At 39.3% G+C, this 15,589-nt stretch carries 12 protein-coding genes; 8 read left to right on the top strand and 4 right to left on the bottom strand.

Annotated elements, in window-relative coordinates; translation table 11 throughout:
• Positions 1 to 27: 27 nt before the first annotated feature.
• The 3 genes from tcdA to H4J59_RS09890 form a co-directional block, all read right to left on the bottom strand.
• The gene (gene tcdA / locus H4J59_RS09900) at positions 28 to 813 is read right to left on the bottom strand and encodes a tRNA cyclic N6-threonylcarbamoyladenosine(37) synthase TcdA (protein ID WP_182238974.1); all 786 of its coding nucleotides are present in this window, start codon (positions 811 to 813) and stop codon (positions 28 to 30) included.
• Positions 814 to 1,540: 727 nt separating this feature from the next.
• Positions 1,541 to 3,085 (bottom strand): hybrid sensor histidine kinase/response regulator, encoded by a 1,545-nt coding sequence (locus H4J59_RS09895; RefSeq protein ID WP_182238972.1) that lies wholly within the window; start codon positions 3,083 to 3,085, stop codon positions 1,541 to 1,543.
• A 370-nt stretch (positions 3,086 to 3,455) separates the two neighbouring features.
• Positions 3,456 to 4,742, bottom strand: a complete 1,287-nt coding sequence (locus tag H4J59_RS09890; protein WP_182238970.1) for a citrate synthase — start codon at positions 4,740 to 4,742, stop codon at positions 3,456 to 3,458.
• A 408-nt stretch (positions 4,743 to 5,150) separates the two neighbouring features.
• On the opposite strand from H4J59_RS09890, the gene sdhC reads away from it, so the two are divergent.
• From sdhC to sucD, 8 genes are all read left to right on the top strand, one after another.
• Positions 5,151 to 5,525: a succinate dehydrogenase, cytochrome b556 subunit gene (sdhC, locus tag H4J59_RS09885; RefSeq protein ID WP_182188874.1), complete on the top strand. Its 375-nt coding sequence runs from the start codon at positions 5,151 to 5,153 to the stop codon at positions 5,523 to 5,525.
• A complete protein-coding gene (gene sdhD / locus H4J59_RS09880) occupies positions 5,519 to 5,866 on the top strand; it encodes a succinate dehydrogenase, hydrophobic membrane anchor protein (RefSeq protein ID WP_182238968.1) in 348 nt (115 codons plus the stop codon). Before sdhC ends, sdhD begins: the two co-directional genes overlap by 7 nt.
• On the top strand, positions 5,867 to 7,636 hold the full coding sequence (gene sdhA, locus H4J59_RS09875) for a succinate dehydrogenase flavoprotein subunit (RefSeq protein ID WP_182238966.1): 1,770 nt from the start codon (positions 5,867 to 5,869) through the stop codon (positions 7,634 to 7,636).
• A gap of 12 nt (positions 7,637 to 7,648) precedes the next feature.
• Positions 7,649 to 8,359 carry a succinate dehydrogenase iron-sulfur subunit gene (locus H4J59_RS09870; protein ID WP_182137706.1) on the top strand — a complete coding sequence of 237 codons (711 nt, stop codon included), beginning with the start codon at positions 7,649 to 7,651 and terminating at the stop codon, positions 8,357 to 8,359.
• A 92-nt stretch (positions 8,360 to 8,451) separates the two neighbouring features.
• Positions 8,452 to 11,256, top strand: a complete 2,805-nt coding sequence (locus tag H4J59_RS09865) for a 2-oxoglutarate dehydrogenase E1 component (protein ID WP_182238964.1) — start codon at positions 8,452 to 8,454, stop codon at positions 11,254 to 11,256.
• A gap of 51 nt (positions 11,257 to 11,307) precedes the next feature.
• Positions 11,308 to 12,825, top strand: a complete 1,518-nt coding sequence (gene odhB / locus H4J59_RS09860) for a 2-oxoglutarate dehydrogenase complex dihydrolipoyllysine-residue succinyltransferase (protein ID WP_182238962.1) — start codon at positions 11,308 to 11,310, stop codon at positions 12,823 to 12,825.
• 162 nt (positions 12,826 to 12,987) lie between these two features.
• The gene (sucC, locus tag H4J59_RS09855; protein ID WP_182238960.1) at positions 12,988 to 14,154 is read left to right on the top strand and encodes an ADP-forming succinate--CoA ligase subunit beta; all 1,167 of its coding nucleotides are present in this window, start codon (positions 12,988 to 12,990) and stop codon (positions 14,152 to 14,154) included.
• On the top strand, positions 14,154 to 15,026 hold the full coding sequence (gene sucD / locus H4J59_RS09850) for a succinate--CoA ligase subunit alpha (protein WP_182238958.1): 873 nt from the start codon (positions 14,154 to 14,156) through the stop codon (positions 15,024 to 15,026). The genes sucC and sucD overlap by 1 nt, the downstream gene beginning before the upstream one ends.
• 57 nt (positions 15,027 to 15,083) lie before the next feature.
• Here sucD and H4J59_RS09845 read toward each other — a convergent pair whose 3' ends face one another.
• Complete coding sequence (locus tag H4J59_RS09845) at positions 15,084 to 15,509, bottom strand: hypothetical protein (protein ID WP_182238956.1); 426 nt, start codon at positions 15,507 to 15,509, stop codon at positions 15,084 to 15,086.
• Positions 15,510 to 15,589: the final 80 nt, after the last annotated feature.

Here is a 15,589-nt window from a genome sequence, read left to right as displayed (position 1 = left end):
TTAGCCTTTATGTAGAATATATAAAGGCTAACTAAGCGCTTTTTTCAAATATTTATCCATAGCCTTGGCAACCGCAAAAAAAGCAAAACAAGCAGTAACGTGGGTTGCTGCGCCAAAGCCACCACTACAATCTAAACGCATCGATCCATCGCCTGACTGCTTAGCATGGCAAACATTACCTTCGGAGTCTGGGTAACGTAGTTGTTCAGTGGAAAATATCGCATCAATTGAAAACTTTCGTTTCACATTACGTGAAAAATTGTACTCTCGGCGCAGCTGGTTTCGTACTTTCGCTAACAGCGGATCTTGAAATGTTTGGCTTAAATCGGCAATGGCAATTTTACTAGGATCAATTTGGCCACCAGCACCGCCAATGGTAATAATCGGTAATTTATTTCGTTTACAATGAGCAATAATCGCCGTTTTAACATTAACAGAGTCGATAGCATCGATAACGTAATCAAACGAATTTGACAGTATATCACTGACATTTTCCAGCGTTACGAAGTCTTCTACAGTGCTAACCAAGCACTCAGGATTAATTTGCTTTATTCTATCGCGCATAACGTCAACTTTACTTAAGCCTACGGTATCGGTTAAGGCATGAATTTGGCGATTAATATTGGTTACGCATAAATCATCTAGGTCAATTAATGTTATCTGCCCAATGCCATTACGGGCTAAGGCTTCTGCTACCCATGAGCCAACACCGCCGATACCGATCACACAAAAATTTGCTTGCTGTAGCGCTGCACTTTGACTATTACCATATAACCTGGCAATACCACCGAACCTTAATTGATAATCTGACATTATTTATTCACTCGCTTGAAAATTCGCTGCGCATTATAGCAGTACCTTTCAGTAAAGCTACGAATGCAGTTAATATAGCGCTCAGTAAAGATATCGTTTTTGTTTTATTAGCTTCAATTTTCACCATATCACTCTATTTAGTATTTATTAGCCTTATAATGAATATTTACGGTATTGATAGAAAATTAGACCTATCTTGATGATAAATAGCCAAGGGTGTTGTTTTTTCAATCACAAATTAAGCTTACTTTAGTCATAGTATAAAAAATTGTGATAAATATAAGTGTAAATGTAGGTAAATATGTCATTTTTTAGCAAATTAAGAGTCATTTTTATAAAATAATTGTTTTAATTAACGCTGATATTTATCGAAATATCACTCTATTACTTTTTAATCGCCATAAGATGAGGTTTTTTTGACATGTTTATGGCTATGAATAACAAATATTCAAGCTGTATTAGCCATGTGCTGATTTTTTTAAGGGTTATTGCTTAATGGTTTAGCCACATTATTAGCTTGTGCATCGGATATTTAAAGCGGTTTAAATAAGGGATCTATCAGGTGATCATTAGTCATTTACAAAGACGTTTAGTTAGATGGTATTACAAATAAGGCTATTAATTAAGTGTTTTTTTTGGCCACTGTAATTATGAATATAGCCTTAATTTTTAGCCATTTGTTCGGCGCTGTTCGTGCTATAGCTAAATAATATCTATAACAACACTGTTAAGCCGCAGGCAGTTTGACTATAAACTGTGTTTGCTGCTCATTGATAATATTAAACGATATTTCCCCATGCTGTACCTCAGTCATTAGTTTAGCCGAATAGGTGCCCAATCCTGTGCCTGTACTATGGTTTGAGCTACTGTACTTCTCAAATAATGATGAGCGTAAGTGCTTAACAATAATTCCGTGGTTAGTGAGTTTAAAGCATATATCATTATTATCATGCGTTAGTTCTATCGTTATTGTGTGATTTACAGGTGAGGCCTCTACTGCATTTTTGATCAAATTATTGAAAATTGACAAACAAAGTAAAGGCTCAGCCATAATGGCATATTCACTATCAAAGCCATTTAATGCAAAGTGAATTTTTTTATCATGGCTAATACTAGATATCGCATTGATGGCATCTTCAATTAACAGGTTTAAGTTGGTTACCTGCGGCATTAGTGTATAAATACCTTGCTCAATTTTGTAGACATTGAGTGAGTTATTAACCATGTTAACAACATTATTGACTGCGCGATTAATTGATTTTGCTGCTTTTTTATCAGCTAATCGATATGTTTCAAATAAAATATTGTTCAGAGGCGCTTTTAAATCGTGATGAGTTATTTTCTCAATATCTTCACGTAACTTGGCATTTTCTTTAAGGGTAGCTACTTGCGCAGACAGATCTAGCTTTTGCTGCTGTAAGCGGATGTGTGTAGCAACACGAGCACGCAGCAAATCACCATTTAATGGTTTAGTAATATAATCTACAGCACCTAAATCAAAACCATATTTTATATCTTCAACGAGTGCTTTAGCGCTAAGGAATATTACTGGGATACTGGCGCTAGCTTCATTGTCTTTAAGGCTTTTACAGACCTGATAGCCATCCATTTTTGGCATCATAATATCAAGTAAAATCAGCCTGATATTATACTTATTGTTGGCCACTATTTTCAGTGCATGTTCACCTGATTTTGCCGCCATTACGCGGTAAAGATCACGCAGGTTACCGGCTGCTACATCAATGTTACTGCTTTCATCGTCAACGACAAGGATAGTTGGCTTTTGTTCTAGTAACACAGGTGCTGTGTTACTAGCAGGCTTTGATAATGCATCACTATCATCTGCTTGATGAGTTTGAGCGGTAAATATAGCGTTTTGTGTTAATGCAAATAATGCTTCGATCACATATTGTTTTCTAAAGGGGGGAAATAGAGAGATGCTATCAGTTAATGCGCACTTTACATTATGGGCTTTGTTTAACTTTACAGCTGAATTTTTTTCGTCAATTTGATGCGACAGCACCATTAAAGGCAGTTGTTTTATATTTGATGCTTTTGCTAATTTGTCACGAAAATTTAAGCTATTTTTACTGGTTAAATTATCTGAACAAATCAACAAGCTTATGGCTGAAAATTGCGCATATTCTATTGCGTCTTCAGTATTTTCAATACAAGCAATGGCATTTTTGTTAATACCACAGGAGAGTAATATTTTAGCGAGAGCTTCTCGTACTAAGCGACTTTCATCGACGATTAAAATATGGTCAAGCACAAATACGATACCGTTTAAATTATAAAAAATCGCTGTAACAATATAGTGTTTGAAACAGCAATGTACAGAACTTTGTTTACCCAATATATTAGGTTATTAGTTGAACAATAACTTATACCAATCTCACTAATTATCTGATCATTTTTACTGGTTAAAATAACCTAATACTGCGTTATTTATTTAATAATTAGAACAACTAGTTATTAAATAAATGCCTATATTTGGCCATTTTCCCTGCGTATAAAGTAGAGCACCTAATTAATGAAATTGATATTATTTCAGGACTGAACAAAATTATAAATTGAAAAAGGCAACCAAGAGGTTGCCTTTTTTATCTAAGATGAAGGTGAGCTAATGAGATTTAGCTTTATTATCTCTCACTTAGAGGGATAAATTTACGGTTGATTTCGCCAGTATATTTTTGACGAGGACGACCAATTTTTTGTCCAGGTTGACCTAGCATTTCATCCCAATGAGCAATCCAACCAACGTTACGTGACATGGCAAAGATTACCGTGAACATATTCGTTGGAATACCAATAGCTTTTAGAATGATGCCTGAGTAAAAATCAACATTTGGGTATAATTTTTTCTCAATGAAATAAGGGTCTTCAAGCGCTACTTTTTCTAATGCCATTGCTACGTCAAGCAACGGATCTTGAATACCTAATTCTTTTAACACTTCGTGACAAGTGTCACGCATTACCGTGGCACGAGGATCGAAGTTTTTATAAACACGATGACCAAAGCCCATCAAACGGAAAGGGTCAGATTTATCTTTTGCTTTAGCAACATATTCGTCAACACGGTCTAAAGAACCAATTTCTGTAAGCATAGTTAAACATGCTTCATTTGCGCCGCCGTGTGCAGGGCCCCACAATGATGCAACACCTGCAGCAATACAGGCATATGGATTAGCACCAGAAGAACCAGCTAAGCGTACAGTAGACGTTGATGCATTTTGTTCATGGTCAGCGTGTAGCGTAAAAATTCGGTCCATCGCACGTGCAACTGTTGGGCTAACAACATAGGGTTCTGCTGGAACAGAGAACATCATATGCAAAAAGTTTTCTGCATAATTTAAATCGTTACGTGGATAAACGAATGGTTGTCCAATACTATATTTGTATGCCATTGCCGCAATAGTTGGCATTTTGGCAATTAAGCGATGTGCGCTACGCATACGTTGATCAGGTGCGTGGATATCTAAGTCACTATGATAAAACGAAGATAACGCGCCAACCACACCACATAGCATCGCCATAGGATGCGCATCAGGGAGAAAACCATGAAAAAAGTGTACTAATTTTTCATGTACCATAGTGTGATTATTAATAATGCTTTTAAATTCATCGTATTGCGTTCTATTTGGCGCTTCGCCGTGCAATAAAATATAACAAACTTCTAAGTAATCTGCTTGCTTAGCAAGATTATCTATCGCATAACCGCGGTGTTGTAAGATACCTTTATCACCGTCAATGAAAGTGATCGCAGACTCACAAGACGCTGTTGCCATAAAACCTGGGTCATAGGTAAAGTAGCCTGCAGCACCTAGTGTACGGATGTCTATAACATCGTTACCGGCACTACCTTTATGAATTGGCAATTCCGCAATTACATTACCGTCGATACTAAGAGAGGCTTTTGAATCAGCCATATGTTTCGTCCCCATTATAAATTGAAAATTGTTAAAACGTGAAAATTAAGTGCTTATACAATTTTTGTTAATATAAAACTGACACCATTCTACTTCAGATCACCCCCTATAAGTCAATTCGTTTGTTGAACACTTAGACTAAAGTCAGATGTGCAAATAGATATTTGTAAACTAAGGGTAGCCATTAGTCGTACGCCTTAAAAATAGGCTCCAATTTGTCGGCAAGAGAATTGTAATTAATGGATTTCATCTATATAATCGGGCCGATCTAAATTCTTTTTTTTGCATTCAATTATTAAGTGTAGAAATATAATTTGCATCGAAAGGGGGTTATCTAACTGAGTAAATTAGTTAGGTAGCGTAAAAACAAATAAGTTGAATGCTCCAAGAGCTCCTTAGGCGACAATCGTGAAAAAACAACGTCCTGTAAACTTAGATTTGTCAACAATTAAAATGCATGCAGCAGCTAATGCTTCTATATTACACCGAGTATCAGGTGTAATCATGGTGTTTGCTATTGGTATTTTATTGTGGACGCTTTCTTTATCCCTATCTTCTGCTGAAGGTTTCAGCCAAATAGAGACACTACTTAGTGGTGTCTTCTTCAAAATAATTATCCTCGGTACGCTTTCTGCCCTTATCTATCATCTACTTGGCGGTATTCGTCATTTAATTATGGATTTAGGTTATTTTGAAGAGTTAGCTTCGGGTAATGCTACAGCAAAATTTGTTATCGCACTTTGGTTAGTGCTTACTGTAGTGGTAGGAGTTAAATTATGGTAAACAATGCAGCAACAGTAGGCCGTAGTGGCGTACATGACTATGTACTTGTTCGTGCAAGTGCAATAATTTTAGCATTTTATACTTTATATCTTGTCGGTTTTTTCGTTATAACCCCAGATGTAACTTTTGAAATATGGCAGACATTTTTTAGTGGTTTAGTCACTAAAATATTTACAATTTTAGCACTTATTGCGTTATTAGTTCATGCGTGGATTGGTGTCTGGCAAGTACTTTCCGATTACATTAAACCAGCGCTTTTACGTGGTGGTTTGCAATTTTTCTTTTCTGTTCTGTTGCTAGTATATCTTGTAGCAGGCTCATTAACTGTGTGGGGTGTGTAAGTGAACGTTCCAATTCGTGAATTCGACGCCATTGTTATTGGCGCAGGTGGTGCAGGTATGCGCGCTGCCTTAGCAATATCAGAATCAGGCAAATCTTGTGCTTTGATTTCAAAAGTATTTCCTACTCGTTCTCATACGGTATCAGCGCAAGGCGGTATTACCGTAGCCTTGGGCAATGCTCATGAAGATCATTGGGAACAACATATGTACGATACCGTTAAAGGTTCTGATTATATCGGTGACCAAGACGCTATTGAATATATGTGTAAAACGGGTCCAGAATCCATTATCGAACTAGAGAAAATGGGTTTACCTTTTTCTCGTACCGAAGAAGGTAAAATTTACCAACGTCCATTCGGTGGTCAATCTAAAAACTTTGGTGGCGAGCAGGCCGCACGTACAGCAGCAGCAGCTGACCGTACCGGTCATGCATTGTTACATTGCTTGTATCAACAAAATGTTAAAAACAAAACTAACGTCTACTCAGAATGGTACGCTTTAGATTTAGTTAAAAATAGTGACGGTGCCATTGTTGGTAGTACGGCTATTTGCATTGAAACAGGTGAAATAGTTTACTTTAAAGCCCGTGCAACAGTACTTGCTACGGGTGGTGCTGGTCGTATTTATGCATCAACAACTAATGCCCATATCAACACGGGCGACGGCGTTGGCATGGCGGTTCGTGCTGGCATACAAATGCAAGACATGGAAATGTGGCAGTTCCATCCAACAGGTATTGCTGGTGCAGGTACGCTAGTAACTGAAGGTTGTCGTGGCGAAGGTGGTTACCTGCTTAACAAAGACGGTGAACGTTTCATGGAGCGTTACGCGCCAAATGCTAAAGATTTAGCCGGACGCGATGTTGTAGCTCGATCTATGATGACAGAAATCCGTGAAGGTCGTGGTTTTGACGGTCCTATGGGTCCACATCTTAAGCTTAAACTTGATCATTTAGGTCGTGAAACGCTAGAAAAGCGTTTGCCAGGTGTTTGTGATTTGTCTAAAACATTTGCTCATGTTGACCCAGCGGTAGAACCTATTCCAGTTATACCAACATGTCATTACCAAATGGGTGGTATACCTTGTAATGTCAATGGTCAAGCAATTAACTTTAACCCAGAAACGGGTAAAGAGACGATTGTAGAAGGCTTATTTGCTGTTGGTGAAATTGCTTGTGTATCAGTTCATGGTGCAAACCGTTTAGGTGGTAACTCTTTACTTGATTTAGTGGTATTTGGTCGTTCTGCAGGTAACTTTTTAGGAACTTACCTAAATGATACCCAAGCAGGTACAGATGCATCTGAGTCTGATTTAGAGGCTTCATTAGCGCGTACAAATCGTTGGGAGTCATCTACTAAAGGTGAAAGTCCATTCCAGATCCGTAAAGATCTACAAAAGTGCATGCAATATAACTTCTCAGTGTTTCGTGATGGCGATGCCATGGCTGAAGGCATGAAAGAATTAACAGAAATTCGTGAACGTATTCAACATGCTAGCCTTGATGACAAGTCTTCAGAATTTAACACTGCACGTATCGAGTGTTTAGAATTAGACAACTTGATGGAAACTGCTTTTTGTACGGCAAAAGCTTCGAATTTCCGTACTGAATCACGCGGTGCCCATGCGCGTGCAGATTTTTCTGTTCGTGATGATGAAAATTGGTTATGCCATAGTATTTATACGCCAGAGACAGAATCTATGTCTAAGCGTCAAGTAAATATGGCACCGGTCCACCGTGAAGCTTTCCCTCCGAAAGCAAGAACTTACTAAGGAGAACTAGCGATGAAACAAATTTTTTCGATATACCGTTACAACCCTGATGTTGATAACAAGCCTTACATGAAAGACTATGAGCTGGAAATTCCAGAAGGCTCAGACATGATGGTACTTGACGCTATCACGTTATTAAAAGAAAAAGATCCATCATTATCATTTCGTCGTTCATGTCGTGAAGGTGTTTGTGGCTCTGATGGTATGAATATTAATGGTAAAAATGGTTTGGCTTGTATTACACCTTTATCTGCTGTTCCAGCAAAGAAGATTGTTTTACGCCCATTGCCAGGTTTACCGGTGATACGTGATTTAGTTATTGATATGACTCAGTTCTATAATCAATATGAAAAAATCAGACCTTACCTTATTAACGATGGTAAAGCGCCACCTGCACGTGAACACTTGCAATCTATTGAAGAACGTGAAAAATTAGACGGGCTTTATGAATGTATTTTATGCGCGTGTTGCTCATCATCTTGTCCTTCTTTCTGGTGGAATCCTGATAAATTTATCGGTCCAGCGGGTTTATTACATGCTTATCGTTTTCTTATCGATAGCCGTGATACTGCAACAGAAGAACGTTTAGATGACTTACAAGATGCTTACAGTGTATTTCGCTGTCACGGCATCATGAACTGTGTTGATGTTTGTCCGAAAGGATTAAACCCAACCAAAGCCATTGGCCATATTAAGTCAATGTTGCTAACCAGAGCGGTTTAATTTAATCATCCGAGTGCTTTCTAGCGAATGTATTCGGATATTTTATTTTAACCATTTGTTTTAATTGCTTTTATCCCATAAAGGAACAGGCAATGCCCGAAGGTGCTATGAAGGCTTGGATAGAGTCTTCCCATTTAAGTGGTGCAAACGCTGCTTATATTGAAGAATTATACGAATCTTATCTTAATAACTCACAATCTGTTACTGCAGAGTGGCGAGGTATTTTCCAACAACTTCCTAAAATTGAAGGTGCTGACGTTGAATATCGGCATTCTGAAATCCGCGATGAATTTAAAGAGCTGGCCCAGCAGACACATAAAACCGTGGTTGTTTCAGGTGGCAGTGACGCTAAGCAAGTAAAAGTTTTACAGCTGATTAATGCTTTTCGTTTTCGCGGACATCAAAATGCTAACCTTGACCCTTTAGGGTTATGGAAACGTGACAAAGTACGTGACCTACAATTATCTCACCATGAACTATCAGAAAATGATTTTGATCGTGAGTTTAAAATTGGCTCTTTGGCGACTGGCCATGATTCAATGAAACTTGGTGACTTATATAAAGCGCTTAAAACGACTTATTGTGGCTCTATTGGTGCAGAATATATGCACATCAACTCCACTGATGAGAAGCGTTGGTTACAACAACGTCTGGAATCAGTGCAGTCACAAGCTGTACTTAGCGTTGAAGAGAAAGAAGAAATATTTAAGGGATTAGTTGCGGCTGATGGACTTGAAAAGTACTTAGGGGCAAAATTCCCCGGTGCAAAACGCTTCTCTCTTGAAGGTGCTGATGCGCTAGTCCCCATGTTGAAACAACTCATCACACGTGCCGGTACACAAGGTGCTAAAGAAGTCGTCATGGGTATGGCCCACCGTGGTCGTTTAAATGTGTTAGTTAATGTTATGGGTAAGAACCCATCTAAGCTATTTGACGAGTTTGCCGGTAAGCATGACGAAATATTATCTTCTGGTGATGTTAAATATCATCAAGGTTACTCGTCTGACTTTGTTACCCCAGGTGGCAATGTTCATTTAGCACTTGCCTTTAATCCATCGCATCTTGAAATTGTTAATCCTGTGGTTATCGGTTCTGTGCGTGCACGATTAGACCGTCGTGATTGCAATGAGGGTGATTTAGTATTACCCATCACCATTCATGGTGACTCGGCAATTGCTGGCCAAGGTGTCGTGCAAGAAACCTTTAATATGTCGCAAGCACGGGCATTTAAAGTTGGCGGTACTATTCGTATCGTGGTGAATAACCAAGTAGGCTTTACAACATCAAGTTCAGAAGACACCCGCAGCGGTGAATACTGTACTGAAGTGGCAAAAATGGTGTCAGCACCGATTCTTCACGTTAATGGTGATGACCCTGAAGCGGTGATCTTAGCAACGCAAATTGCCCTTGATTATCGTAATGAATTTAAACGTGATGTGGTAATCGATCTAGTTTGTTACCGCCGTCATGGTCATAACGAAGCTGATGAGCCCAGTGCTACTCAGCCAGTTATGTACAAAAAAATTAAAAAGCATGCTACTCCCCGTCAACTTTACGCTGACAAACTTAATGCTGAAAACTCGCTTAACAAAGCGAGAACTGACGAGTTAACCGCTTATTATCGTAAATTGCTCGATGAAGGCCAATGTGCTGTAGAACAGTGGCGTCCAATGACAGAACACTCTGTTGATTGGTCACCTTATATTGGTCATAACTGGGATGATGACTATGATAAAGAAATTTCGCTTGAGAAGTTAAAAGAGCTTGCGAGTAAAATTTCGACTATTCCAGAAGATTTTCCAGTACACAATCGCGTAAATAAAATTTACGATGATCGTGTAAAAATGGCTAGTGGTGAAAAATTACTGGATTGGGGCATGGCGGAAAATTTAGCTTATGCTTCAATTGTTGATTTAGGCAAGCGTGTTCGTTTGACCGGTCAAGACTCAGGTCGTGGTACGTTTTTCCATCGTCATGCTGTTTTACATAATCAAGACGATGCTAGTTGTCATCTACCATTGCAACACATTAGAGAAGGTCAAGGCCCATTTAATGTCAATGACTCAGTATTATCAGAAGTATCAGTACTAGCATTTGAATATGGTTATACTACAGCAGAGCCAAGTGGCTTAACCCTTTGGGAAGCACAATTTGGTGATTTCGCTAACTGTGCACAAGTGGTATTTGATCAATTTATTAGTTCAGGTGAACAAAAGTGGGGCCGTTTATGTGGCTTAACTATGTTGTTACCTCATGGCTATGAAGGTCAAGGCCCAGAGCACTCATCTGCACGTTTAGAACGCTTTTTACAACTGTGTGCTGATCACAATATGCAAGTTTGTGTACCTACAACACCTGCACAAGTGTTTAATATGCTACGACGCCAAGTGGTTCGCCCTATGCGCCGTCCATTGGTGGTTATGTCACCTAAATCATTATTGCGTCACCCGATGGCCGTTTCTTCATTAGAAGAGCTTTCTACCGGTGTTTTTTATAATGTGATAGGTGAAGTCGATGAGCTTGATGCTGACAGTGTTGAACGTGTAGTGTTCTGTAGTGGTAAAGTTTACTACGAACTACTGGATCAACGCCGTAAGAATGAGCAAACTAATGTTGCCATCATTCGTGTCGAGCAATTATACCCGTTCCCAGAAGATGAGCTAAAAGTTGAAATTGCAAAATATCAGCACGTTAAGCAATTCGTTTGGTGTCAGGAAGAACCGCAAAATCAGGGTGCTTGGTACTGTTCACAGCATCACTTTAGAGCGGCTATCCCTGAGAAAGGCTATTTGACATATGCAGGTCGTAATGCCTCTGCAGCACCAGCTGTAGGTTATATGTCAGTACATGTAAAAGAACAACAGGCGCTAGTTTATGACGCGCTTAATGTGGAATAGACCCTCTTTTTTATAAAGAGATTAATTAAGAGTGTGTAAGGAATTATATAAATGACAACCGAAATCAAGGTTCCCGTTTTACCTGAATCAGTTGCAGATGCAACAATAGCGACTTGGCATGTACAAGTAGGCGATAAAGTAACTCGCGATCAAGTATTAGTCGATATCGAAACTGACAAGGTGGTACTTGAAGTACCAGCAACATCAGATGGCGTTATTACTGAAATATCTCAAGCTGAAGGTGCTACGGTTTTAGGCGAGCAAGTTATTGCTATTTTGTCTGAAGGTAAAGCATCTGAAGATAAAGTATCTGAAAGTAAGAGCGAAGAAGCTACAGCCACCGCAAGTGCTCCTAAAGCATCAGGCAGTGCAACTAAAGTGATTGATATCGTTGTGCCGGTATTGCCAGAATCAGTTGCTGATGCAACTGTAGCAGCCTGGCATGTTGCTGAAGGCGATACAGTTACTGTTGACCAAAACTTAGTCGATATTGAAACTGATAAAGTCGTTTTAGAAGTTGTCGCCCAAGAAAACGGTGTTATTGGTAAAATAATTCATGTTGAAGGTGATACCGTCTTAGGCAGTCAAAAACTTGGTGAGCTTAACGCCGGTGCAACAGCAAGCTCAGCGCCAGTTGCTTCAGCTGAAGAAGCTATTGGTTCTGACGAACTAGCTAGCCCATCAGTACGTCGTTTAATGACCGAGAAAGGTCTAACGGCTAGTAATGTTACTGGCACAGGTAAAGGCGGTCGTATTTCTAAAGAAGACGTAGAAGCCGCCGCCCTTGCTGCTAAAAGTGCACCAAAAGCAGCACCAGCTAAAGCAGCGGCGCCAGCGCCAACTGCACCAGCTTCTGCCGGATTAGGTGAGCGCACACAAAAACGTGTACCTATGACACGTTTGCGTAAAACAATCGCGACACGTTTACTAGAAGCGAAAAATTCTACGGCCATGTTAACCACGTTTAACGAAGTTAACATGAAGCCAATTATGGATCTTCGCACACAATATAAAGACGTATTCGAGAAAACGCATGATACCCGTTTAGGTTTTATGTCGTTCTACGTTAAAGCGGTCACTGAAGCACTTAAGCGCTACCCAGCAATTAATGCCTCAATTGATGGTGATGATATTGTTTATCATAACTTTTTTGATATATCGATTGCCGTATCTACGCCTCGTGGTTTAGTTACACCGGTATTACGTGATGCAGATCAACTTAGCATGGCGGGCATCGAAAACGGTATTCGCGCCTTAGCAATTAAAGGTCGTGACGGAAAATTAACCATGGACGAAATGCAAGGTGGTAATTTTACTATCACTAACGGCGGCGTTTTTGGTTCATTAATTTCAACACCTATACTTAACTTGCCACAAGCAGCAATTTTAGGTATGCACAAAATCCAAGACCGCCCAATGGCAGTTGACGGAAAAGTTGAAATTTTACCTATGATGTACTTAGCACTTTCTTATGATCATCGTTTAGTTGATGGTAAAGAATCGGTAGGTTTCTTAGTAACAATTAAAGAGCTGTTGGAAGATCCAACACGCTTGTTGCTGAACATATAGTAAGTAGTAATAATAAAATCTATTGTTCGATCTAGACTATAGTATTAGGCTCTAAGGACTATGTTCTTTAGAGCTTTTGTACTATACTCTTTCGACTTTTTTCGATGGTAGTAATTTAACAATTATTGCCATTTTCATCTACAGATAAATGGATAAAACACCATGAATTTGCATGAATATCAAGCGAAACAATTATTCGCTGAATATGGTTTACCAGTTTCTGAAGGGTTCGCTTGCGATACTCCTCAGGAAGCGGCAGAAGCGGCTGATAAAATCGGCGGCACAATGTGGGTTGTTAAAACTCAAGTACACGCTGGTGGCCGTGGTAAAGCTGGCGGTGTTAAGCTAGTTAAAACAAAACAAGAAATTAAAGATTTCGCCCAACACTGGTTAGGTAAGAACTTAGTTACTTACCAAACTGACGCGAATGGTCAGCCAGTTGCTAAAATTTTAGTAGAAAGCTGTACAGATATTGCTAACGAATTATACCTTGGTGCTGTTGTTGACCGCGCAAGTCGTAGAGTAGTATTCATGGCCTCTACTGAAGGCGGTGTTGACATTGAAAAGATTGCTGAAGAGACTCCTGAGTTAATTCATCAAGCTGAAATCGATCCACTTGTAGGTGCTCAACCGTACCAAGCACGTGAATTAGGCTTTAAGTTAGGTTTAAACCCAACGCAAATGAAGCAATTTGTTAAGATCTTTTTAGGTCTGGCTAAAATGTTTGAAGATTGCGATTTCGCCTTACTAGAAATTAACCCGTTAGTTATTACTGACGAAGGTAATCTTCACTGTTTAGATGGCAAAATTGGTATCGATGGTAATGCGTTATACCGTCAACCTAAAATGCGCGCGTTCCACGATCCATCTCAAGAAGATGAACGTGAAGCTCATGCAGCACGCTTTGAATTAAACTACGTAGCTTTAGACGGCAATGTAGGTTGTATGGTTAACGGTGCAGGCCTAGCAATGGGTACTATGGATATCGTTAACTTACACGGCGGCAAGCCAGCTAACTTCCTAGATGTTGGCGGCGGGGCGACTAAAGAACGTGTTTCTGAAGCATTCAAAATCATTCTTTCTGACGACAACGTTAAAGCTGTTTTAGTTAACATCTTTGGTGGCATCGTTCGTTGTGACATGATTGCTGAAGGTATTATTGGCGCGGTTAAAGAAGTAGGCGTTAAAGTACCAGTTGTAGTACGTTTAGAAGGTACTAATGCTGAATTAGGTCGTGAAGTTCTTAAAAATTCTGGCTTAGACATCATTGCTGCTGAGTCATTAACTGATGCAGCGACTAAAGTTGTAGCAGCTGCGGAGGGCAAATAATGTCTGTCTTAATTAATAAAGATACTAAAGTAATCTGTCAAGGTTTCACTGGTGGTCAAGGTACATTCCATTCAGAACAAGCACTTGAGTACGGTACACAAATGGTTGGTGGCGTAAGCCCAGGTAAAGGCGGTCAAACGCATTTAGGCCTGCCAGTATTCAATACAGTACGTGAAGCAGTAGAAGTAACTGGCGCAACAGCAACAGTTATCTACGTACCAGCTCCGTTTTGTAAAGATGCAATTTTAGAAGCTATTGATGCAGGCATCGAGCTTATCGTTACTATCACTGAAGGTATTCCAACTTTAGATATGGTTGACGTTAAAGCTAAGCTTGATCAATCTGGCGTTCGTATGATCGGTCCTAACTGCCCAGGTGTTATTACTCCTGGTGAAACTAAGATTGGTATCATGCCTGGTCACATTCACAAGCCTGGTAAAGTAGGTATTGTTTCACGTTCTGGTACGCTTACGTACGAAGCCGTTAAACAAACTACTGATGCTGGTTTTGGCCAATCTACTTGTGTAGGTATTGGTGGCGACCCTATCCCGGGTACTAACTTCATCGACGTATTGGAAATGTTCCAAAACGATCCACAAACTGAAGCAATCGTAATGATTGGTGAAATTGGCGGAACTGCTGAAGAAGAAGCTGCGGAATATATCAAAGCTCATGTTACTAAACCTGTAGTATCTTACATTGCTGGTGTTACTGCACCAGAAGGTAAGCGTATGGGTCACGCTGGCGCGATTATCGCCGGTGGTAAAGGTACAGCTGATGAGAAATTTGCAGCACTAGAAGCGGCCGGTGTTAAAACTGTACGTTCTTTAGCTGAAATTGGCTCAGCACTTAAAGAGAAAACAGGTTGGTAGGCTAACGCTTACAGTTTGTAATTCTTAATAAAAACCCGCTATTTAGCGGGTTTTTTGTTAGAATAATGATTTACTTTTATCTTTATCTAAAGACTCAAGGTTGCTAAAAATTAGTTTAGGCTTTATCAATGTTATATTACCTTTATCATCTGCTCGACTGACAATTCCATATAGCTTACAGTTTAAAAATAAAAGAGGCTTGTATTGAACAATGTTTCCATTCTCAGGGTAAGCAGTGAGGATGTGATTTAAATATTTGAATCCCATGTTATTAGTTGTTTTGTTTTCGCGAGTGACTTCTCCCTCTAAAGTAACTATATCTCCATGTTTTAATTCTGGAAATAATTCTTCATCAGTGTCAACTTTGCAAAATATAAATTTTTTAGACTGATTAATTGTCACTTCATCTCTTTCATTTTTACTAATAGTACCTCTTTTGGACCCTGTAACAGATTTTGTGTAACTGCCAGGTTTAAATAACATCTTTCAAACGGTCTTCAAATTCAATCATAAAACGATTCAAGGCCGTTTTCCAATTTCTTATCGGCATCGTCCACTTTTTA

This window comes from Colwellia sp. MB02u-10 (assembly GCF_014077185.1).
Classification (GTDB): Bacteria; Pseudomonadota; Gammaproteobacteria; order Enterobacterales; family Alteromonadaceae; genus Cognaticolwellia.
The sequence above is the reverse complement of the archived record's forward strand: the minus strand, read 5'-3'. Positions and strand labels throughout refer to the sequence as shown.

What these genes read in the sequence shown, in the direction of transcription:
- tcdA (WP_182238974.1), bottom strand. Translation starts at nt 813, where the DNA reads ATGTCAGATTATCAATTAAGGTTCGGTGGTATTGCCAGGTTATATGGT.
- H4J59_RS09890 (WP_182238970.1), bottom strand. Translation starts at nt 4,742, where the DNA reads ATGGCTGATTCAAAAGCCTCTCTTAGTATCGACGGTAATGTAATTGCG.
- sdhD (WP_182238968.1), top strand. Translation starts at nt 5,519, where the DNA reads ATGGTAAACAATGCAGCAACAGTAGGCCGTAGTGGCGTACATGACTAT.
- H4J59_RS09870 (WP_182137706.1), top strand. Translation starts at nt 7,649, where the DNA reads ATGAAACAAATTTTTTCGATATACCGTTACAACCCTGATGTTGATAAC.
- H4J59_RS09865 (WP_182238964.1), top strand. Translation starts at nt 8,452, where the DNA reads ATGCCCGAAGGTGCTATGAAGGCTTGGATAGAGTCTTCCCATTTAAGT.
- odhB (WP_182238962.1), top strand. Translation starts at nt 11,308, where the DNA reads ATGACAACCGAAATCAAGGTTCCCGTTTTACCTGAATCAGTTGCAGAT.
- sucC (WP_182238960.1), top strand. Translation starts at nt 12,988, where the DNA reads ATGAATTTGCATGAATATCAAGCGAAACAATTATTCGCTGAATATGGT.
- sucD (WP_182238958.1), top strand. Translation starts at nt 14,154, where the DNA reads ATGTCTGTCTTAATTAATAAAGATACTAAAGTAATCTGTCAAGGTTTC.
- H4J59_RS09845 (WP_182238956.1), bottom strand. Translation starts at nt 15,509, where the DNA reads ATGTTATTTAAACCTGGCAGTTACACAAAATCTGTTACAGGGTCCAAA.